The organism is Streptomyces sp. NPDC088732, assembly GCF_044751205.1.
Lineage (GTDB): Bacteria > Actinomycetota > Actinomycetes > Streptomycetales > Streptomycetaceae > Actinacidiphila.
The window spans coordinates 208,700-231,462 of record NZ_JBIVLI010000002.1; the positions used below are offsets into that span (position 1 = coordinate 208,700).

General features: G+C 71.2%; 18 protein-coding genes. 4 read left to right on the forward strand and 14 right to left on the reverse strand.

Annotation, left to right across the window (positions count from 1 at the left end; genetic code table 11):
* Window positions 1-202 precede the first annotated feature (202 nt).
* Window positions 203-976, reverse strand: coding sequence for a TIGR03936 family radical SAM-associated protein (locus ACIP9H_RS03815; RefSeq protein WP_401957329.1), 774 nt, complete (start codon window positions 974-976; stop codon window positions 203-205).
* A 205-nt stretch (window positions 977-1,181) separates the two neighbouring features.
* Window positions 1,182-1,697, reverse strand: a complete 516-nt coding sequence (locus ACIP9H_RS03820) for a GNAT family N-acetyltransferase (protein ID WP_401582772.1) — start codon at window positions 1,695-1,697, stop codon at window positions 1,182-1,184.
* A gap of 347 nt (window positions 1,698-2,044) precedes the next feature.
* On the opposite strand from ACIP9H_RS03820, the gene ACIP9H_RS03825 reads away from it, so the two are divergent.
* From ACIP9H_RS03825 to ACIP9H_RS03835, 3 genes are read left to right on the forward strand one after another with little or no spacing between them, the layout of a single operon-like run.
* Window positions 2,045-2,272 (forward strand): ferredoxin, encoded by a 228-nt coding sequence (locus ACIP9H_RS03825; RefSeq protein WP_401582774.1) that lies wholly within the window; start codon window positions 2,045-2,047, stop codon window positions 2,270-2,272.
* Window positions 2,262-3,656 (forward strand): NAD(P)/FAD-dependent oxidoreductase, encoded by a 1,395-nt coding sequence (locus tag ACIP9H_RS03830; protein ID WP_401957333.1) that lies wholly within the window; start codon window positions 2,262-2,264, stop codon window positions 3,654-3,656. Before ACIP9H_RS03825 ends, ACIP9H_RS03830 begins: the two co-directional genes overlap by 11 nt.
* A 39-nt stretch (window positions 3,657-3,695) precedes the next feature.
* A complete protein-coding gene (locus tag ACIP9H_RS03835) occupies window positions 3,696-4,898 on the forward strand; it encodes a cytochrome P450 (RefSeq protein ID WP_401957335.1) in 1,203 nt (400 codons plus the stop codon).
* A gap of 58 nt (window positions 4,899-4,956) precedes the next feature.
* Here ACIP9H_RS03835 and ACIP9H_RS03840 read toward each other — a convergent pair whose 3' ends face one another.
* From ACIP9H_RS03840 to ACIP9H_RS03890, 11 genes are all read right to left on the reverse strand, one after another.
* Window positions 4,957-6,918 carry a TIGR03960 family B12-binding radical SAM protein gene (locus ACIP9H_RS03840; RefSeq protein WP_401582778.1) on the reverse strand — a complete coding sequence of 654 codons (1,962 nt, stop codon included), beginning with the start codon at window positions 6,916-6,918 and terminating at the stop codon, window positions 4,957-4,959.
* A 119-nt stretch (window positions 6,919-7,037) separates the two neighbouring features.
* Complete coding sequence (locus tag ACIP9H_RS03845) at window positions 7,038-8,579, reverse strand: CHAD domain-containing protein (protein ID WP_401582780.1); 1,542 nt, start codon at window positions 8,577-8,579, stop codon at window positions 7,038-7,040.
* A gap of 60 nt (window positions 8,580-8,639) precedes the next feature.
* Window positions 8,640-9,836 (reverse strand): rod shape-determining protein RodA, encoded by a 1,197-nt coding sequence (rodA, locus tag ACIP9H_RS03850; RefSeq protein ID WP_401582782.1) that lies wholly within the window; start codon window positions 9,834-9,836, stop codon window positions 8,640-8,642.
* Window positions 9,833-12,040 carry a penicillin-binding protein 2 gene (mrdA, locus tag ACIP9H_RS03855; protein WP_401582784.1) on the reverse strand — a complete coding sequence of 736 codons (2,208 nt, stop codon included), beginning with the start codon at window positions 12,038-12,040 and terminating at the stop codon, window positions 9,833-9,835. Before mrdA ends, rodA begins: the two co-directional genes overlap by 4 nt.
* Window positions 12,037-12,645: a rod shape-determining protein MreD gene (gene mreD, locus ACIP9H_RS03860; protein ID WP_401582785.1), complete on the reverse strand. Its 609-nt coding sequence runs from the start codon at window positions 12,643-12,645 to the stop codon at window positions 12,037-12,039. Before mreD ends, mrdA begins: the two co-directional genes overlap by 4 nt.
* Window positions 12,642-13,586, reverse strand: a complete 945-nt coding sequence (gene mreC / locus ACIP9H_RS03865; RefSeq protein WP_401582787.1) for a rod shape-determining protein MreC — start codon at window positions 13,584-13,586, stop codon at window positions 12,642-12,644. Before mreC ends, mreD begins: the two co-directional genes overlap by 4 nt.
* A gap of 121 nt (window positions 13,587-13,707) precedes the next feature.
* A complete protein-coding gene (locus ACIP9H_RS03870; RefSeq protein WP_360907006.1) occupies window positions 13,708-14,727 on the reverse strand; it encodes a rod shape-determining protein in 1,020 nt (339 codons plus the stop codon).
* A gap of 311 nt (window positions 14,728-15,038) precedes the next feature.
* On the reverse strand, window positions 15,039-15,452 hold the full coding sequence (gene ndk, locus ACIP9H_RS03875; RefSeq protein WP_360906922.1) for a nucleoside-diphosphate kinase: 414 nt from the start codon (window positions 15,450-15,452) through the stop codon (window positions 15,039-15,041).
* Window positions 15,453-15,536: 84 nt separating this feature from the next.
* Window positions 15,537-15,872: a DUF4233 domain-containing protein gene (locus ACIP9H_RS03880; protein ID WP_401582789.1), complete on the reverse strand. Its 336-nt coding sequence runs from the start codon at window positions 15,870-15,872 to the stop codon at window positions 15,537-15,539.
* A gap of 24 nt (window positions 15,873-15,896) precedes the next feature.
* The gene (locus ACIP9H_RS03885) at window positions 15,897-17,492 is read right to left on the reverse strand and encodes a bifunctional folylpolyglutamate synthase/dihydrofolate synthase (RefSeq protein WP_401582791.1); all 1,596 of its coding nucleotides are present in this window, start codon (window positions 17,490-17,492) and stop codon (window positions 15,897-15,899) included.
* A gap of 72 nt (window positions 17,493-17,564) precedes the next feature.
* Window positions 17,565-20,201: a valine--tRNA ligase gene (locus ACIP9H_RS03890; RefSeq protein WP_401582793.1), complete on the reverse strand. Its 2,637-nt coding sequence runs from the start codon at window positions 20,199-20,201 to the stop codon at window positions 17,565-17,567.
* Window positions 20,202-20,534: 333 nt separating this feature from the next.
* Here ACIP9H_RS03890 and ACIP9H_RS03895 point away from each other — a divergent pair, with 333 nt between their 5' ends.
* Entirely contained in the window at window positions 20,535-21,398 is an 864-nt protein-coding gene (locus ACIP9H_RS03895) for a hypothetical protein (RefSeq protein WP_401957343.1), read from the forward strand.
* 69 nt (window positions 21,399-21,467) lie between these two features.
* Here the strand turns inward: ACIP9H_RS03895 and clpX are convergent, their stop codons facing one another.
* Window positions 21,468-22,754, reverse strand: a complete 1,287-nt coding sequence (gene clpX / locus ACIP9H_RS03900) for an ATP-dependent Clp protease ATP-binding subunit ClpX (RefSeq protein WP_360906930.1) — start codon at window positions 22,752-22,754, stop codon at window positions 21,468-21,470.
* Between the last annotated feature and the right edge of the window lie 9 nt (window positions 22,755-22,763).

Consider the following 22,763-nt stretch of genomic DNA (forward strand, 5'->3'; position numbering starts at 1 on the left):
TCACGCTCCCGGGCGCCGCACCCTGATCCGGTCCACGGCGGCCCGCGTCTTCGCGGTGCCGCCGCCCGGGGGCGCGGGCGCCACACGGGAGCTGTCGTATCGCTCGTCGGCACCGCCCTGACGGGCCGACGAAAGTCTCGTCTGATGCGTGCTGCCGGTTCCGGGTCACCCCGAACGCCTCGGCGGCACAACGACGGCAGTCCTACGCTGAGCCTTCCGGTACCGTCGCGGCATCGCGGTCAGGCGCGAGCGGATCGGTCACCGTGCCGGTCTCCTCGTCGAGCGGCCCCTGCGCCAGCCTGGTCACCGCTGCGGGGACCGGCGGCGCGAGGTCGGCCACCGCACGGAGGCCGGACAGGACGTCGTCGGGTCGCACGGCAGGTGTCAAATGCCGAACAACCAGCCGCAGTATCGCACAAGGTGCTGGCCCAGGCCTATCGGCACCCTGTTCGAAGCCGTCGCCATGGCCCGCGGCGACCTGCGGGTCGACCACTTCGAGCCGGGTCACGGCGCCGCGCGCGTCGAAACTGCGCACGCCGTTCTTCGTCATCCGCTGGACCTCGACGGCCTCGGCGGCCAGGAACGCGGCCACCGCCTTTTCGGCGTCGGCCCGCTCCACACCGTCCAGCCGCAGCTGCCACACCGACGCCTCCAGGCGCTCGGCGAGACCCGAGGTGCGGGCCTCCACGGCGTCGACGACGTCGAGACCGCCGGGCAGCGACTCGTCCAGCAGCAGGCGCAGCTTCTCCGGCTCCCGGGCCTCGGCGAGCGCGATCTCCAGGTACTCGGCCTCGCTGCCGACGCCGGTGGGTGCGGCGTTCGCGTACGACACCTTGGGATGCGGGGTGAAACCGGCCGAGTACGCCATGGGCACCTCGGCGCGCCGCAGCGCCCGCTCGAATGCGCGCTGGAAGTCGCGGTGGCTGGTGAACCGGAGGCGGCCGCGCTTGGTGTAGCGCAGTCGGATGCGCTGCACCGCGGGTGCGGGCGGCGGGCCTTCGGGCTGTCGCTTGCCCAGTGTCGTTCAGTCCCTCGTGCGTCTGGTCGCCCCGAGTGGGGCTGCTTGTCACCTTCCAGGTTACTGGGGGTTCCGGGCTTCCGAATCCGCACCGTGCACCACGGGCCCCGCAACCGTCCCCGCGCCCCGGGCGCCGCGGGTCCCGTGCCCGCCGGCTGCCCCGTCACACCCGGAAGCGCAGCTTGCCCCCGGTGGCGCCGTCGAGGATCCCGCCGTTGGCCTCGATGACCCTCCGCGAGGCCGCGTTGCCCGCGTCGCAGGTGACCAGGGCCGGGTCGAGGCCGAGTTGACGGGCCAGCGGCAGAGCGGCACGGAGCATCGCGGTCGCGTGCCCCCTGCGCCGTGCGGACGGCCGGACGTCGTAGCCGACGTGGCCGAGCAGTTCGCCCCAGGGCGGCGTCAGTTGCGGGCGGACGGAGAGCCGGCCGAGGAAGGCGTCGCCGTCCACGTACCAGTACGTCACGCACAGGTCGACCGGGTCGCGGGTCGGGCCCCGGACCTTCGTCACGTGCTCGGCGAAGACCGCCGGGTCCCGCCAGCGGTCGCCGTACTTGCGCAGCGCGTTCCCGATCGCCGAGAGCTCGCCCCGGGCGCCGCGCCCCTCGGCCCGGAACTCCTCCATCGCGGCGACGTAGGACGCGTGGACGGCGGTGGTGGGACGCACGAGTGAGGGCGGCACGGCCTCAGTCTGCGTCACCGCCGGGCGGACGGCGCGGCCGGGCAGGTCCGTTCGCCGCGCGCGGCACTCCCCGACACCCGGGGGAACTGCGCTCCGGCGGTGAGAAGTTCGCCGGCCCCGCACCGCGGCGGCGCTGCGTCCCCGCGGCACCCGGTCCGCCCTTCGCCAACCGGGCCCTTGGACCTTCGTCCCGCCCGCTCCCGGTTTGCGGGCCGCTGGGAGGGAGCCGATTCTGAGGGGAAGGCATGCCATCGGATCGGGTAGACCGAGCGCAACGGTTGCGGAGCCCGCGGCGCGGAGCGCCGGTGCACCGGGGGGCCGCGGCCTGACCAGGGAGCGGATTCCAGATGAGGCTTGTCGTCGATCTCAACCGGTGCCAGGGATTCGCGCAGTGCGTCTTCCTCGCCCCGGACGTCTTCTCCCTCCACGGGAACGAGGCGCTGCTGTTCACCCCGCGCTTCGACGAGGCGCAACGCGACCGCGTGGAGCAGGCCGCCGCCGCATGCCCGGTCCAGGCGATCCTCGTCGACTGGTCGGACGAACCGACGAAGGGGGTGCGGCCCCATGTCGGCTGACACGGACGTCGAGGTCCTGCGGCGCAGGGGCCGCATCGTCGTCGTCGGTGCCTCGCTGGCCGGGCTGCGCGCCGCGGAGACCCTGCGCGACCGGGGTTTCACCGGATCGCTGACCATGATCGGCGACGAGCCGTACGAACCCTACGACCGGCCGCCGCTGTCCAAGCAGGCGCTGCTCGGACGGGCCCGGCCCGAGGACACCGCGCTGCCGCGGCGGCGCGACATCGACGCCGAGTGGCGGCTGGGCACCGCCGCCGAGGGCCTGGACCGGGACGCCAAACTGGTGCGCCTGGCGGGCGGGGACACCGTCCCCTACGACCGCCTGCTGATCACCACCGGGACCCGGGCGCGACCCTGGATCCATCCGGAAGAGGCCGCGCTGGACGGCGTGTTCGTGCTGCGTACCCGCGACGACTCCGTACGCCTGCACCGCAAGCTGACCGGGGGTGTCTCCCGCGTGCTGGTGATCGGCGCCGGTTTCACGGGCTCCGAGGTCGCCTCCGCGTGCCGGGAACTCGGCATCGAGGTCACGGTCGCCGAACGCGGCCCGGCACCGCTGGTGGGCGCGCTCGGCGGAGTGATCGGCGCGGTCGCGGACCGCATGCAGCGCAGGAAGGGGGTCGATCTGCGCTGCGGCATCAGCGTCACCGCACTGGAGGGTGACTACGTCGGGCGGCTCAGGCGCGCCCATCTGTCGGACGGCTCGGTGATCGACGTGGAGGTGGCGGTCGTCTCGCTCGGCGCCGTCCGCAACACCGAATGGCTCGCCGGCTCGGGAGTGGCCGCCGGTCCCCGGGGGATCGCCTGCGACGCCGGATGCCGGGTGTTCGACGTCAACGGCATCGTCACCGACGACATCTACGCCGCCGGCGACGTCGCCCGCAGCCCCCACCCGCTGTTCGACTACCAGTTCCTGTCCCTGGAGCACTGGGGCAACGCGGTCGAGCAGGCAGAGATCGCCGCCCACAACATGGTCTGCGCGAGCCCCGAGCGCCGTCCCCACCTGTGGCTGCCGATGTTCTGGTCCTCCCAGTTCGGCGTCAACATCAAGTCCGTGGGCGTGCCCCCGCTGGGAGACCGGCTGGTCGTCGCCCAAGGGGCCCTCGCCGAGGACCGGTTCGTCGCGGTGTACGGCTACCGCGGCCGCGTCATCGCCGCGGTGTCCTTCGACGGGGCCAAGTGGCTGGGCTTCTACGAGCAGCAGATCGCGGCCGGCGCGCCCTTCCCGCCGGAGTACCGCACGGTCGACTGCCGCTCCGAGACCGCGCAGCCGGTCGACCCGGCCTTCCCGGACCCCCATCTGCCCACCCACGGGGCCACGGTCACGCTGACGGGCCACTCACCGAGTGAACGGCGCGTCGCCTTCACTCCGTCGCACGCCTGATCGCCGGCACCGTGCCGCCCGGAGCCCCCAGGAGACGCCATGACGTCCGGCAGCATCATCGAGCAGATCACCGACTACGCCCACCGGGCCGATCCGTACCCGCTCTACGAGGAACTGCGCGAGATCCCGGTGAGGCTGCTGGACGACGGCACCTACGTGGTCAGCACCTACTACGAGGTGCGGAGCCTGGCCAACGACCCGCGGCTGAGCAACGACACGCGCAACCGGCCCGCGGGCTTCGCGCGCACGGGGCACGCGGACGACACCAACCTGCCGCCGAGCTTCATCTTCACCGACCCGCCGGTGCACGACCGGCTGCGCGACACCATCAACCGGCCCTTCGGCCCCCCGCACAGCCCCAGGTTCATCGAGGACCTGCGCGGGGAACTCGCCAGGGTCGTCACCGAACTGCTCGACGCCTTCGAGGGCAAGGACCAGGTCGACATCGTCGACGACTTCGCCTATCCCCTTCCCGTCACCGCCATCTGCAAGGTGCTGGGCGTGCCGCGCGAGGACGAGTCGCGCTTCCACGTCTGGGCCGACGCGCTGGCGTCGGCGCAGGATCCCCAGGCCGGCGAGGCGGGCCAGGCCAAGGGGCAGCAGGCGCGCGAGGAGCTGGGCGGCTACCTGTCCGACCTGATCGAGAGCAAACGCCGCCACCCCGGCACCGGGATGCTCAGCGCGCTCGCGCCCGACATGACACCGGCCGACCTGGAGGCCACCGCCGTGCTGCTCCTGGTCGCGGGCCACGAGACCACGGTCAACGCGATCACCAACACGACGCTCACCCTGCTGCGCCACCCCGACGTCCTGGAACGCTTCCTGAAGGAGCCGGACCTGGCCGTCCCGATCGTCGAGGAGGTCCTGCGGTACGAGCCGCCCGTGCAGTTCGTGCCGTGGACCACCGCGATCGCCGACATCGACATCGCCGGCACCACGATCCCCAAGGGCTCGCCGGTGTGGCTCATGCTGGCCGCGGCCAACCGCGACCCCAAGCGCTTCGAGGACCCCGACCGGTTCGACCCCGACCGCAAGGACAACGAGCACCTGGGCTTCTACACCGGCATCCACTACTGCTTCGGCGCCCCGCTCGCCCGGATGGAACTCCACCTGGCCGTGCCCGAACTGTTCCGCCGGGTCAAGTTCTCCCGGCTGCTCGAGGACCCGCCCCCCTACCGCGCCAACGCGGTCCTGCGCGGCCCCCGCCACCTCCCCGTCGCGATCGAGAGCCTCACGGCCTGAGCTCCGCGGGCATGCCGGAGGCGCGCTCCGCCCGTGTGCGGACGGGCGCGCCCCGGCATCAGTGCGTGTGACCGCCGGCGGCTCCCACCGGGGCGGCGTTCTTGACCGTCAGCGGGAGCAGCTTCTTGCCGGTCGGGCCGATCTGGATGTGGGTGTCGAGCTGGGGGCACACCCCGCAGTCGAAGCACGGGGTCCACCGGCAGTCGTCGACCTCGGTCTCGTCGAGGGCGTCCTGCCAGTCCTCCCAGAGCCAGTCCTTGTCCAGGCCCGAGTCCAGGTGGTCCCAGGGCAGGACCTCCTCGTAGGTGCGCTCGCGGGTGGTGTACCAGTCGAGGTCGACGCCCTGCTCCGGGAGCGCCTTCTCGCACATGCGGGCCCAGCGGTCGAAGCTGAAGTGCTCGCGCCAGCCGTCGAAGCGGCCGCCGTCCTCGTAGACGGCGCGGATGACGGCGCCGACGCGGCGGTCGCCGCGGGAGAGCAGGCCCTCGATGATGCCGGGCTTGCCGTCGTGGTAGCGGAAGCCGATGTTGCGGCCGTACTTCTTGTCGCCGCGGATGGCGTCGCGGAGCTTCTCCAGGCGGGCGTCGGTCTCCTCGACGCCGAGCTGCGGGGCCCACTGGAACGGGGTGTGCGGCTTGGGCACGAAGCCGCCGATGGAGACCGTGGCGCGGATGTCGTTCTGGCCGGTGACCTCGCGGCCCTTCTGGATGACGTTCTTGGCCATGTCCGCGATCTGCAGGACGTCCTCGTCGGTCTCGGTGGGCAGGCCGCACATGAAGTACAGCTTCACCTGGCGCCAGCCGTTGCCGTAGGCGGTGGCGACGGTGCGGATCAGGTCCTCCTCCGAGACCATCTTGTTGATGACCTTGCGGATGCGCTCGGAGCCGCCCTCGGGGGCGAAGGTGAGGCCCGAGCGGCGGCCGTTGCGGGTGAGTTCGTTGGCCAGGTCGATGTTGAAGGCGTCGACGCGGGTGGACGGGAGGGACAGGCCGATCTTGTCCTCCTCGTACCGGTCGGCGAGGCCCTTGGCGACGTCGGCGATCTCGGTGTGGTCGGCGGAGGACAGCGACAGCAGGCCGACCTCCTCGAAGCCGGTCGCCTTCAGCCCCTTCTCGACCATCTCGCCGATGCCGGTGATGCTGCGCTCGCGCACCGGGCGGGTGATCATGCCCGCCTGGCAGAAGCGGCAGCCGCGCGTGCAGCCGCGGAAGATCTCCACGGACATGCGCTCGTGGACGGTCTCGGCGAGCGGGACGAGGGGCTGCTTCGGGTACGGCCACTCGTCGAGGTCCATGACGGTGTGCTTGGACACGCGCCACGGCACGCCGGAGCGGTTGGGCACCATGCGGGCGATCCGGCCGTCGGCCAGGTACTCCACGTCGTAGAACTTCGGCACGTACACCCCGCCGGTGCGGGCCAGCCGGAAGAGCAGTTCGTCGCGGCCGCCGGGGCGGCCTTCGGCCTTCCAGGCGCGGATGACGTCGGTGATCTCCAGGACGGCCTGCTCGCCGTCGCCGATCACCGCCGCGTCCAGGAAGTCGGCGATGGGTTCGGGGTTGAACGCCGCGTGCCCGCCCGCGAGCACGATCGGGTCGTCCTCGGTACGGTCCTTCGCCTCCAGCGGGATGCCCGCGAGGTCCAGGGCGGTCAGCATGTTCGTGTAGCCGAGCTCCGTGGAGAAGCTCAGGCCGAGCACGTCGAAGGCCTTCACGGGGCGGTGGGCGTCCACGGTGAACTGCGGGACGCCGTGCTCCCGCATCAGCGCCTCCAGGTCCGGCCAGACGCTGTAGGTGCGCTCGGCCAGCACGCCCTCGCGCTCGTTGAGCACCTCGTAGAGAATCATGACGCCCTGGTTGGGGAGTCCGACCTCGTAGGCGTCCGGGTACATCAGCGACCAGCGGACGTCACAGGAGTCCCAGTCCTTCACGGTGGAGTTCAGCTCTCCGCCGACGTACTGGATGGGCTTCTGAACGTGGGGGAGAAGCGCTTCCAGGCGAGGGAAGACCGACTCGACAGGCATGAGAGGTGTCTTTCGTGAGCTGGCAGGGTGGTGACCATTCAGCGTAACGCGTCACGGTGGGCTCCCCGGCCGCTCACGGCCCCCCGCGGCGCCCCCGCACGGGCGCCGCGGGGACCCGGTCACCCCGCCAGGCTGCCGCGGTCGGCCTTGCCCCAGGCCTTGGGGAGGGCGTCCTCCGCCGCGTCGGCGAGATCGCGTTCGACCTGGAACATCACGCCGTAGGGGAAGGTGTCCTCGCCGGCGGTGCGGGCGTCGCCGGCGAGGCGGGCGACGGCCTCGCGGCAGATGACGCTGTCCTGGTGCTCGCCGAGGACCTGCTGGACGGACTTCATGCGCTTGGTGTGCTGCTTGGCGGGCTTGCGCAGGCCGGGGACGGCCTGGGCGGCCTCGCTGCTGTAGCGGGCGCGTTTCGCGGCCTTGCGGGCCTCGTGGAGGGCGAGGTCGCGCTCGTGGCCGCGTTCCATGGCGAGTGCGGGCTCGACGCGCTCGCGCAGGCGCCGGTGGTCGCGGCTGACGGCCTTGGCGCCGGCGGAGGCGGCCGGCGCCTTGGCGCGGTCGCGGTACGGGGGTTCGGCGAGGAGGGCTTCCAGGGTGTCGAGGAGGCGGAAGTAGCGGGCGCCGCCGAGTTCGCGCAGGAGCTCGGCGCGGGCGCCCTCGTGGACGGGCGCGTCGCCGCCGACGCGCTCGGTCAGGTCGCCGGTGACGAGGTCGACGGGGAGGTCGTCGAGGCGGTCCCGGAGCCGCTCGGCGAGCACCTCTCGGTCGCGTTCCAGACCGAGGACGCCCGCCAGCCACTTCAGTTCGTCGCCGATCGGGTCGGTGGCCCCGCGGTCGAGTTCGCGGCGGAAGCTCTTGAGGGCGCTGCGCAGCCGCCGGGTGGAGACGCGCATCTGGTGGACGGCGTCCGCCTCGTCGCGGCGGACGGCCGGGTCCCAGGCGGCGATGGCGTCGACCTGCTGGTGGACGTAGGCCATCGCCACGTCGCCCGCGGACTCGACGGAGGAGGGCGGCGCGCTCGGCCGGGGGGCGGCCGTCAGGCGGTCCCCGAGGGCGCGGGCGAGTTTGGAGGGGCTGTCGGAACGTCGCAGCCCGGCCTTGACGAGGCGTTTCTCCAGGGCGTCGAGCAGGGCCGTACCGCCGTCGGCGAGTTCGGCCTCCACCTCGTCCCAGGTGGTCTCCGAGGTGGGGTGGCCGCCGTTGTCGAGGACGGAGGCGGTGACGTGGTCGCGGGCGATCTCCAGCAGCGCCCTGCCCTTGGCGTCCAGCAGCCGGATCCGCTTGCGGGCGGTGCGCAGCCGTACGACGGGGACGAGTTCACGGCCGCGGACGACGGCGGCGATCTCGTCGGCGAGGGCCGCGGGGACGCGGGGGCCGCCCTTGCGTCCCTGCTTGCCCAGGGGGGCGTGGACCTCGGTGCGCGTGTCGGCGAGGGTGGTGGGCAGCTTCAGGTGCCAGCCCGCGTCGTCGCCCCCGGTGCGCCGCCGCAGGGTGACACGGCGGGTCGCCAGGCGAAGATCGGTGGTGTCGTAGTACACCGCGTCGAGCTCGGCCGGTTCCACGACCCGGACGGACGCCACGCCCGGCAGCCCGTCCAGGTCCGGCTCCCGGCCCCGTCCGGCGGCCTCGTACTTGCGCTCGGTCTCCGCGACACGCTTTCCCATGACTGGACCGTAATCGGGGGTTGGGGCCACCGCAATGGTGCATTCACCCAGTGGACTCGTTCAGGCGGACATGGGGCGCTGCATCTTCACTGCCTGGAGCAGTCCGACCGCGACCCAGACCGCGAACATCGAGGATCCGCCGTACGAGACGAAGGGCAGCGGCAGACCGGCGACCGGCATGATGCCGAGCGTCATACCGATGTTCTCGAACGCCTGGAACGCGAACCAGGCCACGACGCCGGCGGCGATGATCGTGCCGTAGAGGTCGGTCGCGTTGCGCGCGATCTTGCAGGCCCGCCACAGGACGACGCCGAGCAGAACGATGATCAGCATGGCGCCGACGAAGCCGAGCTCCTCCCCCGCCACGGTGAAGACGAAGTCGGTCTGCTGCTCCGGCACGAACTGGCCGGTGGTCTGGCTGCCGTGGAAAAGGCCCTTGCCGAGCAGTCCGCCCGAGCCGATGGCGATGCGCGCCTGGTTGGTGTTGTAGCCGACGCCCGCCGGGTCGAGGGCGGGGTTGGCGAAGGCGGCGAAGCGGTCGATCTGGTACTGGTCCAGGACGCCGAGCTGCCACACCGCGACGGCGCCGCCGGCGCCCGCCGCGATGAGGCCGAGCACCCAGCGGTTGGACGCCCCGGAGGCGAGGAGCACACCGAGCACGATGACCGCCATGACCATCACGGAACCCAGGTCGGGCATCAGCATGACGATGGCCATCGGCAGGACGGCGAAGCCCAGGGCCTGGGCCACGGTGCGGTGGTCCGGGTGGATCCGGTCGCCCGCGTCCACCCGGGCGGAGAGCATCATCGCCATGCTCAGGATGATGGTGAGCTTGGTGAACTCGGACGGCTGGAGGGAGAACCCGCCGCCGAGCACGATCCAGGCGTGCGCGCCGTTGACCGTCGACCCGACCGGGGTGAGGACGGCCAGGACCAGCAGGACCGAGATCGCGTACAGCACCGGGACCGCGCCGCGCAGCCGGCGGTGGCCGAGCGCCACGGTGCCGGCCGCCAGTCCGAAGCCGATCGCGGTGTTGAGCAGGTGCCGCAGCAGGAAGTAGAGCGGGTCGCCGTGGGTGAGCTCGGTGCGGTTGCGGGTCGCCGAGTACACCAGGGCGGCGCCGATCATCGACAGCGCGAGCGCCGAGCCGAGCAGGACCCAGTCCATCCGGCGCACTATCGAGTCGCGCGCCATGAGCTTGCCGATGGCGCCCTTCTCCGGGGTGAAGCGCCGCATGGTGTAGCCGCTGGTGCTCATGCCCCGTACCTCCTGCCCAGCAGGAACCTCTCGGAGCGGTCCGGGGGCAGTGCGGCGGCCGTGTACACGCCGTCGCCCGGGGCGGACGGGACGGCGGGCACGTCCCAGGCGGCCTTGCGGGCCTGGATCGTGCCGTCCGCGGTGATCTTGGGCAGCGCGGTCTCGGGGTGCGGGAGCAGGGCCTTCTTGTTGTTGATCGACCCGTCCTTCTGGACGCCGTACATCGCCTCGTAGATGGCGCGGACGGCCGGGCCGGAACCGCCGGAACCCGTACCACCCTGGGAGATCGTCATGATGACCGCGTAGTCCTTGGTGTACGTGGTGAACCACGAGGTGGTCTGCTTGCCGGCGACTTCCGCGGTACCGGTCTTGGCGTGCAGGGTGATCTTGTCCTGCGGCCAGCCGTTGAAGCGCCAGGCCGCGGTACCGCTGGTGACCACGCCTTCCAGGGCCTCGTTGATGTACTTCAGGGTGTTCGCGCTTGCCGGGGCCTTCGCGGTGACCTTCGGCTTGATCCTCGTGATCGTCTTGCCGTCGGCGCTGATGATCGCCTTGCCGATGGTCGGCTGGTACAGCTTGCCGCCGTTGGCGATGGCCGAGTAGATGCGGGCCATCTGGATCGGGGTGACGAGCGTGTCGCCCTGTCCGATCGCGTAGTTGACCGAGTCACCGGCACGCATGACATAGCCGTCGACGCAGTTCTCGCGCGCGATCTGGCTGGCGTAGTCCTGCTTGTCGCTCTTGGCGACCTTGCACCAGTAGGTCTTGTTGGCCTCGTAGTAGTCGCGCTTCCACTGCCGGTCGGGGATCCGGCCGGTGACCTCGGAGGGCAGGTCGATACCGGTCAGCGAACCCAGGCCGTAGGCCTTGGCGGTCTTGTAGAACCAGTCCGCGGGGTGCTTCTTGGGCTTGGTGCCGCCGTCCTTGAGCCACTGGTCGTAGGACAGGTGGTAGAAGACGGTGTCGCAGGAGATCTCCAGCGCGTGCGCCAGGGTGATCTCGCCGGCGCTCTCGCCCTCGAAGTTGTTGAAGACCCGGCCGCCGATGGTCATCGAGGACGGGCAGGGGTAGTGCCCGTTGATGGAGTAGCCGGCCTTCACCGCCGCGGAGGTGGAGATCGCCTTGAACGTCGAACCGGGGGCGGACTGACCCTGTATGGCCCTGTTCAGCAGCGGGAAGTTGGACTTCTTGCCGGTGAGCTTGGCGTAGTCCTTGGCCGAGATGCCGCCGACCCAGACGTTGGGGTCGTAGCTCGGGGCGCTGGCCATCGCGATGACCTGGCCGGTGTGCACGTCCATGACGACGACCGCGCCGGAGTCCGCCTTGTAGTAGCTGCCCGTGACGGAGTCGAAGGTCTTGCGGGCCACCTTCATCGCCTGGAGCAGTTCCTTCTCGGCGACCGACTGGACGCGGGCGTCGATGCTGGTGACCAGGTTGCTGCCGGGCACGGCGGCGGTCTCGCCGGCCTTGCCGATGACCCGGCCGAGGTTGTCCACCTCGTAGCGGGTGACACCGGCCGTGCCGCGCAGCTGGGTGTCGTACGTGCGCTCCAGGCCGGAGCGGCCGATCTGGTCCGAGCGCAGCAGCGACCGGCCCTGCTTCTCCGCGTCGGTGATCTCGTCGTCGGTGACGGGCGAGAGGTAGCCGAGCACCTGGGAGGCGTTGGCCCCGAACGGCGAGGTGTAGCGGCGCACGGCGGTGGGCTCCGCGGTGATGCCGGGGAAGTCCTCGCGGCGCTCCATGATCTGCATCGCCTGCTGGGTGGTGGCCTCGTCGGTGATGGGGATCGGCTGGTACGGGGAGCCGTTCCAGCACGGCTTGGGGGTCTGCGAGTCGCAGAGCCGCACCTTCTTGAGGACCTCGTCCGGCTTCATGTGCAGCACGGACGCCAGCCGGGTGAGCACCGCGCGGCCGTCGTCCTTCTGCTTGAGCAGGTCGGTACGGCTGGCGGAGACCACGAGGCGCGTCTCGTTGTCGGCGAGGGGCACGCCCTTGGCGTCCAGTATCGCCCCGCGCACGGCGGGGGTGACGACTTCCTGGACGTTGTTGCTGTTGGCCTGCGCGGTGTAGTCGTCGCCGTCGCGGATCTGGAGGAACCACAGCCGGCCGCCGAGGGTGAACAGCAGCGACAGCACGAGGATCTGGAGGACCACCAGGCGGATGGTGACGCGCGGCGTGCGCCCGGTCTCGGGGATGTTGCTCACAGCCGCCGCCCTCCCTTGGCGACGCTCCCCACCTTGCCGAGCAGGCTCGGGCGCTGGCCGCCGATGCGGGCGCCGAAGCCGCTCGCCGAGGTGTCGTCGGTGAGTGGGTCGTTGTCCAGCCGGCGGGCCAGGCCCATGATCCAGGGCACGGTGAAGGGCGCGAGCAGCAGGTCGTACAGGGCGGCCGTGAACAGCAGCTTGCCCAGGCCCACATGCTGCGCCGCGGTATCGCCGACGAGGGCGCCGACGAGGGCGTACAGCACGGTGGACCCGATGGCCGCGGCGACGACGACGAGCATCGGCCGGGTGGCCGAGCGCAGTTGGCCGCTGTCGGGCTTGGCCAGGCCCGCGGCGTAGCCGATGACGCACAGCACGAGCGCGTAGCGCCCGGCGGCGTGGTCGGCGGGCGGGGCGAGGTCGGCGAGCAGGCCGGCGCCGAACCCGATGAGGGCACCGGCGACATGGCCGTACGTCAGTGCGAGGCCGAGCACGACCAGCAGCAGCAGGTCGGGCACCGCGCCGGGCAGGTGCAGCCGGGCCAGCACGCACACCTGGATCACCATGGCGGCGACCACCAGGCCGGTGGAGAGCAGCACGCGCTTCATCGGACCTCCTGCCCGTTCAGCGGGGACTGCGAGGGGTCGACGCTCGGCGTCACCGTGACGGTGACCGTCGGGATCGGCTTCGGGCCGGCGGGCAGCACCGAGTCGCGGGGGTCCTTGCGCGGGCCCTGGACGACGACGCCGACGATGTCGAGCTTGGTGAAGCCCACGAACGGGGTGACCTCGAGGGTGCGGGTGAGGCCGCCGCCCGCGCGGTCGACCTTGGAGACGGTGCCGACCGGGACACCCGGCACGAACGGCTTGTCGGCCTGCGAGCCGAAGGTCACCAGCCGGTAGCCGTTCCGCACGTGCGCCTTGCCGTTGAGCAGCTGCACCTGCATGGGGCGGTTGCCCTGGCCCGAGGCGAAGCCGAGTTCGGAGGACTTCTCCAGCCGGGTGCCGACAGTGAAGTCCGGGTCGCAGGCGAGCAGCACGGTGGAGGTGGACGGCCCGACGGTGGTGACCCGGCCGACCAGGCCGTCGCCGTTGATGACGGTCATGTCGCGTTCGATGCCGTCGTTGGCGCCGGCGTCGATGGTGACCGTCCACGAGAAGCCCTGCGCGGCTCCTATGGCGATGACCTGCGCGCCCTTGACGCGGTACTGGCCGGCCCCGGCGGTCTTGAGCAGCTTGTCGAGTTCGCGGGCGCGGGCGCGGGTGGCGTCCTTGCTGCCGAGCTGCTGCTTCAGCTCGGCGTTCTGCCGCTCCAGTTCACTGATCCGGCTGCTGCGGTCGCCTGAGTCGCGTACCGCGTCCACCGCGTTGTCCACCGGATCGACGGCCGCCGCGACCCCGTTCTCCACGGGGCCGAAGACGGCGGCCGCGGCGGACCGGGCACCGTCCAGCGGTGAGTCCTCACCCCCGCGGATGTCGACGGTGATCAGCGCGAACGCGATCGCCACCAGCAGCACCAGCAGAAGCCGGCTCTCTCGTGTGTCCCTCACGGGGGCCAGTCCGTGCCTTCCTCGTCAGAGCGTGTGGGCCGTGGGCCCGGTGTGCCGTGCCGGAGAGGAGAACGATCCGGCGTACGGGCGGGAGTTCGCCCGTACGAAGGATCGTGCGAACTCACCTGCGCGGCTGCGCGTCCAGGACCTGCTGGAGTGCCTCGAACTCCTCGACGCACTTGCCGGCGCCCAGCGCCACGCAGTCGAGCGGGTTCTCGGCAATGTGGATGGGCATGCCCGTCTCGGAGCGCAGGCGCTCGTCGAGACCACGCAGCAGCGCGCCGCCGCCGGCCAGGACGATGCCGCGGTCCATGATGTCGCCCGACAGCTCGGGCGGGCACTTGTCGAGGGTCGTCTTCACCGCGTCGACAATGGCGTTGACCGGCTCCTCGATGGCCTTGCGGACCTCGGCGGCGGAGATGACCACCGTCTTGGGCAGGCCGGAGACCAGGTCGCGACCGCGGATCTCGGTGTGCTCCTCGTCGTCGACCGAGAAGGCCGAGCCGATGGTGAGCTTGATCGATTCGGAGGTGCGCTCCCCCAGCAGAAGGCTGTACTCCTTCTTGATGTGCTGGATGATCGCGTTGTCCAGCTCGTCGCCGGCGACCCGGATGGACTGCGCGGTGACGATGCCGCCGAGCGAGATGACGGCGACCTCGGTGGTGCCGCCGCCGATGTCGACGACCATGTTGCCGGTCGCCTCGTGGACCGGGAGCCCGGCGCCGATCGCGGCCGCCATCGGCTCCTCGATGATGTGCACCTGGCGCGCGCCGGCCTGGGTGGCGGCCTCGATGACCGCGCGGCGCTCGACACCGGTGATGCCGGAGGGAACGCAGACCACGACCCGCGGACGGGCCAGGTAGCGCCGCTTGTGGATTTTGAGGATGAAGTAGCGCAGCATGCGCTCGGTGATCTCGAAGTCGGCGATCACCCCGTCCTTGAGAGGACGGACCGCGACGATGTTGCCGGGGGTCCGGCCGATCATCTTCTTCGCCTCGGAGCCGACCGCGAGGATGCCGCCGGTATTCGTGTTGATGGCGACGACGGACGGCTCGTTGAGGACGATCCCGCGACCCCTGACGTACACCAGCGTGTTGGCAGTGCCGAGGTCGACAGCCATGTCACGGCCGATGAACGACATGTTGTTCGCCATGAGGGTACGTCTGGCCTTCCCGAGCTGGAGCAGTGTGGGGGTGAGCACGGCGGGGCGCTGTGCGCGAAGCCTGAGGAGCGGAGATTCCATCCTAGTCGCGCCCGTCGGGGCGCGGGGTCAGGGATCCGCCGCCATTGTCATCAGAACACACAGCGGCCCCCGGCAATGGTGACGCCGTGTCGGCGGAATTGGTTCCCCCGTACGACGGGCATATGCCGCCAGGTGGCCGGGAAAAATTCCGGCCACCCATTGCGCTGATCGGGCGTCAGCGGGGAATCCGGGGCGAATGGCGCCGGGGATCAGGCCAGACCGGGAAAGAAGATCTTGATCTCCCGCTCGGCCGACTCCTCGGAGTCGGAGGCGTGGATCAGGTTCTCCCGGACGATGGTGCCGAAGTCGCCGCGGATCGAGCCGGGCGCGGCGGCGATCGGGTCGGTCGGGCCGGCCAGCGCACGCACGCCCTCGATGACGCGCTCGCCCTCGACGACCAGGGCCACGGACGGGCCGCCGGCCATGAACTCCATCAGCGGCTCGTAGAAGGGGCGGCCCACGTGCTCGGCGTAGTGCTGCTCCAGGACCTGCCGCTCGAGCGTGCGCAGCTCCAGCGCGGTGATGCTCCAGCCGGCCTTGCGCTCGATGCGGCCGAGGATCTCGCCGACCAGGCCGCGACGAACGGCGTCCGGCTTGAGAAGGACGAGGGTGCGCTGCGACACGGTGTGACTCCTATGTGCGGGGTAGCGGGTACGACGACATTACCGGGCGCCGGTGTGCGCCTCGGCCCGCCCCCTCGGCACCGGTCAGGCCGTCCGCGCCGCCCGGGCCGCCTTGGCCTGGTCGACCTTGCGGCCGTAGTGGACGGCGGCCCACCACAGCGCGGCGAAGACCAGGCCGAGGAAGAACATCACCGGCAGCACCAGGCCGCTCAGGACCAGCCCCGCCTGGAGCACCCAGCCGACCGCCAGACCGCCGCGGCGGCCCAGCATTCCGCAGAGCAGCACGCACAGTGCCATCGCCACGCCGCAGACCGCCCACACGGTGCCCGCCGACAGGTCCGGCTGTTTCATCGCGACCAGCCCCGCGAAGCCGATCACGAAGAATTCACCGATCAGAGTGCTCGCGCACAGGGTCCGCATCCGCTTGGTTCCGCTTCCCGCTCGTCACTTGCGGCCCAGCAGCAGCCGGGCCTCTCCCACGGTGACCACCGAACCGGTGATCAGCACCCCGGCACCGGAGAACTCCCCCTGGTCCTCGGCCAGCGTGACCGCCGCCTCGATCGCGTCGTCCAGCCGCGGCTCGACCTGCACCCGCTCGTCGCCGAAGACCTCGACCGCGAGCGCGGCCAGCTCGTCCACGTCCATCCCGCGCGGGGTGGAGTTGCGGGTCACCACGACCTCCGCGAAGACCGGCTCGAAGGCCTCCAGCAGCCCGCGCACGTCCTTGTCGCCGCTCGGGCCGACGACACCCACCAGATGGGTGAAGCCGAACGCCTCCGCGAGCGAGGCCGCCGCCGCCCGCGCGCCCGCCGGGTTGTGCGCCGCGTCCAGCACCACGCTCGGGCTGCGGCGGACGACCTCCAGCCGGCCCGGCGAGGTGACGGACGCGAAGGCCGCGCGCACGGTGTCGATGGCCAGCGTGCGGTCGTGCTCGCTGCCGATGCCGAAGAACGCCTCCACCGCGGCCAGGGCCACGGCCGCGTTGTGCGCCTGGTGCTCGCCGTGCAGCGGCAGGAACACCTGCTCGTACTCGCCGCCCAGGCCGCGCAGCGTCAGCAACTGCCCGCCGACGGCGACCTCCCGGTGCACGACGCCGAACTCCATGCCCTCGCGGGCGACCGTCGCGCCCACCTCCACCGCGCGCTGGAGCAGCACCTGCGCGGCCTCGACCGGCTGCTGCGCCAGCACGACGGTCGCGTCCTTCTTGATGATCCCGGCCTTCTCCACCGCGATCTCGCCTGTCGTGGACCCCAGCCGGTCGGTGTGGTCCAGGGAGATCGGGGTGACGACCGCGACCGAGGCGTCGATGACGTTGGTGGCGTCCCAGCTGCCGCCCATGCCGACCTCGACGATGGCGATGTCGACCGGCGCGTCGGCGAAGGCCGCGTAGGCCATGCCCGTCATCACCTCGAAGAACGACATGCGGTACGGCTGCGAACCGTCGACCATCTCCACGTAGGGCTGGAGGTCGCGGTAGGTCTCGATGAACCGCTCCGGCGCGATCGGCCGCCCGTCCAGGCTGATGCGCTCGGTCACCGACTGCACGTGCGGGCTGGTGTACCGGCCGGTGCGCAGGTCGAAGGCGAGCAGCAGCCGCTCGATCATGCGCGCGGTGCTGGTCTTGCCGTTGGTGCCGGTGATGTGGACCGAGGGGTACGAGCGCTGCGGCTCGCCCAGGATGTCCATCAGGGCCGTCATGCGGTCCAGCGACGGCTCCAGCTTGGTCTCCGGCCAGCGGCCCGCCAGCTCCGTCTCGACCTCGCGCAGGGCCTTGTCCAGCTCCGGGTCGGCCGGACGGCCGGGGATGTCGTCGTCCGGGGGCACCGGCCCGCCGGTCCGCAGGGTGCGGCTGCCCGCCTCGATGACCGCGAGATCCGCCTCGCGGACGGGGCCGGCCCCCTCGGCCCCCTCGTCGGCGTCGGCGTCACCGGCCTCGCCGGCACCGGCGTTCAGGCCGAGCGCGGTCAGCGGGTCGGAGAGGGCGTCACCCTCGGGGTCGGGGTGGGGGTCGTGGCCGTTGCCGGGGCGCGAAGTACTCACGCCACCAGTCTACGAACCGGGCGGAGCGGTCCGGGCCGTGGGCGGGCACTCGCGCCCGCCCACGGCTCCCGGTCATGCCTGCGGCAGTCCGGCCAGCTGGGCGGTGATGCGGGCGATGTCCGCCTCGGCCGTCTCCAGCCGGGTGCGGATCTTGGCGACCACCGGATCGGGCGCCTTGGCCAGGAACGCCTCGTTGCCGAGCTTGGCCGTGGCCTGCGCCTTCTCCTTCTCCGCCGCCGCGAGGTCCTTGGCGAGCCGCTTGCGCTCGGCCTCGACGTCGATGACACCGGACAGGTCGAGCGCGACCGTGGCGCCCGCGACCGGCAGGGTGGCGGTGGCCGCGAAGCCCTCGCCCTCCGGCTGGAGGCGCAGCAGCTGGCGCACCGCGGCCTCGTGGGCGTCCAGGCCGGTACCGGCCAGGTCCAGGCGGGCGGGGACCCGCTGGCCCGGCTGGAGGCCCTGGTCGGCACGGAACCGGCGGACCTCGGTGACCAGCGACTGGACGGCGCCGATCTCCTTCTCGGCGGCCGCGTCGCGGAAGCCGGAGTCCTGCGGCCAGTCGGCGGTCACGAGCGTCTCGCGGCCGGTCAGCGTCGTCCACAGCGTCTCGGTGACGAACGGGACGACGGGGTGCAGCACCCGCAGCAGCTTGTCCAGCACCTCGCCGAGGACCCGCCGCGACACCTCGGCGGACCGGCCGCCCGCCATGAAGGTGGTCTTGGACAGCTCCACGTACCAGTCGAACACCTCGTCCCACGCGAAGTGGAACAGGACGTCGCTGAGCTTGGCGAACTGGTAGTCGTCGTAGAGCGCGTCGACCTCGGCCACCGTGGACTCCAGCCGCGACAGGATCCAGCGGTCGGTCGCCGACATCTCCTGCGGCGCGGGCAGTGCGCCCTCGACCGTGGCGCCGTTCATCAGCGCGAAGCGCGTGGCGTTCCAGATCTTGTTGGTGAAGTTGCGGGAGCCCTGGACCCAGTCCTCGCCGATCGGCACGTCGGTGCCGGGGTTGGCGCCGCGCGCGAGGGTGAAACGCAGCGCGTCGGAGCCGTACTTGTCCATCCAGTCCAGCGGATTGACCACGTTGCCGAAGGACTTCGACATCTTCTTGCCGTTCTGGTCACGGACCATGCCGTGCAGGGCGATGGTGTGGAACGGCGGGGTCCCGTCCATCGCGTAGAGGCCGAACATCATCATCCGGGCGACCCAGAAGAAGAGGATGTCGTAGCCGGTGACCAGGACGGAGTTCGGATAGAACTTCTCCAGGCTCTCGGTCCGCCCGGGCCAGCCGAGGGTGGAGAAGGGCCACAGGCCGGAGGAGAACCAGGTGTCCAGGACGTCGGTGTCCTGCGTCCACCCGTCCCCGGACGGGGGCTGCTCGTCCGGGCCGACGCAGACGACCTCGCCGTTCGGCCCGTACCAGACCGGGATGCGGTGGCCCCACCACAGCTGGCGCGAGATGCACCAGTCGTGGAGGTTGTCGACCCAGTCGAAGTAGCGCTTCTCCATCTCCTGCGGGTGGATGGCGACCCGGCCGTCGCGGACCGCGTCACCGGCGGCCTTGGCGAGCGGGGCGACCTTGACCCACCACTGCATGGACAGCCGCGGCTCGATGGTGGTCTTGCAGCGCGAGCAGTGCCCGACGGAGTGGGTGTAGGGGCGCTTCTCGGCGACGATGCGGCCCTCGGCGCGCAGCGCGGCGACGATGGCGCTGCGCGCCTCCAGCCGGTCCAGGCCCTGGAAGGGGCCGTGCGTGGTGATGATCGCGTGCTCGTCCATGACGGCGAGGTTCGGCAGGCCGTGGCGCTGGCCGATCTCGAAGTCGTTGGGGTCGTGCGCCGGGGTCACCTTGACGGCGCCGGTGCCGAACGCGGGGTCCACGTGCTCGTCGGCGACGATCGGGATGCGGCGGCCGGTGAGCGGCAGTTCGATCTCGGTGCCGACCAGGTGGCGGTAGCGCGGGTCCTCGGGGTGGACGGCGACCGCGGTGTCGCCGAGCATCGTCTCGGCGCGGGTGGTGGCCACGACGATCGACGCATCGCCCTCGCCGTAGCGGATGGAGACCAGCTCGCCCTCGTCGTCCTGGTACTCCACCTCGATGTCCGAGATGGCGGTCAGGCAGCGCGGGCACCAGTTGATGATCCGCTCGGCGCGGTAGATCAGCTCGTCGTCGTAGAGCTTCTTGAAGATGGTCTGGACGGCCTGGGACAGTCCCTCGTCCATGGTGAAGCGCTCGCGCGACCAGGCGACGCCGTCGCCGAGGCGGCGCATCTGCCCGGAGATCTGGCCGCCGGACTCCGCCTTCCACTGCCACACGCGCTCGACGAAGGCCTCGCGCCCGAGGTCGTGGCGGGACTTGCCCTCCTTGGCGAGTTCGCGCTCCACGACGTTCTGGGTGGCGATGCCGGCGTGGTCCATGCCGGGCTGCCACAGCGTCTCGAAGCCCTGCATGCGCTTGCGTCGGGTGAGGGCGTCGATCAGCGTGTGCTCGAAGGCGTGGCCGAGGTGGAGGCTGCCGGTGACGTTGGGCGGCGGGATGACGACGGTGTACGGCGGCTTGTCGCTCTTGGCGTCCGCCTCGAAGTAACCGCGCTCTACCCAGCGCTCGTACAGCGGCCCCTCTACCTCGGCCGGCGCGTACTGGGTCGGCAGTTCGGGGATCGCGCTGTTCGGCCCGCTCGCGGCGGCCTGCTGAGTGTTGTCGGTCACGGCGCTCAGTTTACGGGCGCGGCCGCCCCGCCAACGAATCCCCTGCCGCCGCGGGGCACGGGCGGGACCGGAACCCGAAGGAGTGACCGTACACGGACAAGGGTAGGGGGAGGTCCGCGGGCGCCTGCCCGGTCGCCGCGCAACGGGGCGGGGCGGGGCGGGCAGCGGGACGGACGGTCGACGGCCGCACGGCGGCGCCGGTTCGCCCTGAATGATGCCAACCGGACGTCCGTACGTTCTTGTTACCGATTCCTGACGGCCCGGACGTAAAGGCGGGTTAAACAAGCGCCAGGATGAGCACCAGACAGCAGTGAACAACGAGGGGACCCCCGCATGAGCTTCAACCAGCCGCCTCCCCAGCCGGGTTGGGGAGGCCAGCCCGGCTACGGCCCTCCCCCGCAGCCGCCCACCCAGCCCCAGCCGCAGGTCCCGCCCGGCTACGGAAGCGCGCCGCAGGACGGTTACGGCTACCCGCCGCAGCCCGCGCAGCCCCCGCAGGGCGGCATCCCGCAGCAGCCCGGTGCGTGGGGTCAGCAGCCCGGTGCCTGGGGCGCCCCGCCCCCTCCCCCGCCCTCCGGCGGCGGCAAGGGCAAGGTGGCCGGCATCGTCATCGGGGTCGTCCTCGCGATCGCCCTGATCGGCGGCGGGCTGGTGTTCCTGCTGGGCGGCAACGGCGGCGGCCTCGGTGGCGGCGGCGGCGGCGACTACACGCTGTCGATGCCGGCCACGCTGCTGGGCGGCGAATACACCAAGGACGCGTCCAACGGCGCCAACTCCGGGCTGAGCAACGGCGAGTCGGGGAACGACGCGGGCATCAAGAGCGCCAAGACGGTCTCGGGCGCGTACAAGAACTCCTCGAACTCCCAGCTGGTCGTCTCCGGTGCCTACGGCGACATCACCGACCCCGGCGCCGCCCTCGACGCGATGCTGACCGGCTTCAAGAACAGCGCCGCCTCCTCGGCGGGGCAGGAGCCCACCGAGCAGCACCCGGCGGGCTTCGACGGGGCCGTCATGAAGTGCGGCACCTTCGGTTCCGGCGGCGTCACGTTCCCATACTGCGCCTGGGCCGACGACAGCACGGTCGCCATGGCGATGAACATGAACCTGGACATCCTCGGCACCACCCGGACCCCCTCGGTCGCCGAGTGGGCCGACAGCACCGTGAAGATCCGCGACGAGGTCCGGGTCAAGAAGTAGCACCGCGCCAACGCGAAAGGGGGCGCCCGGCCTTCGCCGGGCGCCCCCTTCACGTGTACGGCGGGAGCGTTACGCGCTCTTCTGCTCGCCCTTGCCGATGATGCGCGGCTCGCGCGGCACCAGGGTGGGGTTCACATTGGAGTGAACGACGTCCTCGGTGATGACCACGCGGGCGACGTCCTTGCGGGACGGCACCTCGTACATGACCGACATCAGCACCTCCTCCATGATGGCGCGCAGACCCCGCGCGCCGGTCTGGCGGAGGATGGCCTGGTCCGCGATGGCCTCCAGGGCGGTGCGCTCGAACTCGAGCTCGACACCGTCGAGCTCGAACAGCCGCTGGTACTGCTTGACCAGTGCGTTGCGCGGCTCGACGAGGATCTGCAGCAGCGCCTCGCGGTCGAGATTGTGCACGCTGGTGATGACCGGCAGACGGCCGATGAACTCGGGGATCATGCCGAACTTGACCAGGTCCTCGGGCATGACCTCGGAGAACTGGTCGGCCGCGTCCATCTCGCGCTTGGAGCGGATGGTCGCGCCGAAGCCGATGCCCTTGGCGCCCGCGCGGGACTCGATGATCTTCTCCAGGCCGGCGAAGGCGCCGCCCACGATGAAGAGCACGTTGGTCGTGTCGATCTGGATGAACTCCTGGTGCGGGTGCTTGCGCCCGCCCTGCGGCGGCACCGAGGCCGTCGTGCCCTCCAGGATCTTCAGCAGCGCCTGCTGCACGCCCTCGCCCGAGACGTCGCGGGTGATCGACGGGTTCTCGCTCTTCCGGGCGACCTTGTCGATCTCGTCGATGTAGATGATCCCGGTCTCGGCCTTCTTGACGTCGTAGTCGGCCGCCTGGATCAGCTTCAGCAGGATGTTCTCGACGTCCTCACCGACGTAGCCGGCCTCGGTCAGCGCCGTGGCGTCCGCGATCGCGAACGGCACGTTGAGCATCCGGGCCAGGGTCTGCGCCAGCAGGGTCTTGCCGGAGCCCGTGGGGCCCAGCAGCAGGATGTTCGACTTGGCGAGTTCGATGCCGTCGTCGTGACCGCGCCCGCCGCTGTTCTCGCCGGCCTGCACGCGCTTGTAATGGTTGTAGACCGCGACGGAGAGCGCCTTCTTCGCCGGCTCCTGGCCGACGACGTAGCTCTCCAGGAACTCGTAGATCTCACGCGGCTTGGGGAGATCCTCCCAGCGCACCTCGGAGGACTCGGCGAGCTCCTCCTCGATGATCTCGTTGCAGAGATCGATGCACTCGTCGCAGATGTACACACCGGGCCCTGCGATGAGCTTCTTCACCTGCTTCTGGCTCTTTCCGCAGAACGAGCACTTGAGCAGGTCGCCGCCGTCACCGATGCGTGCCACGAGGTGCTT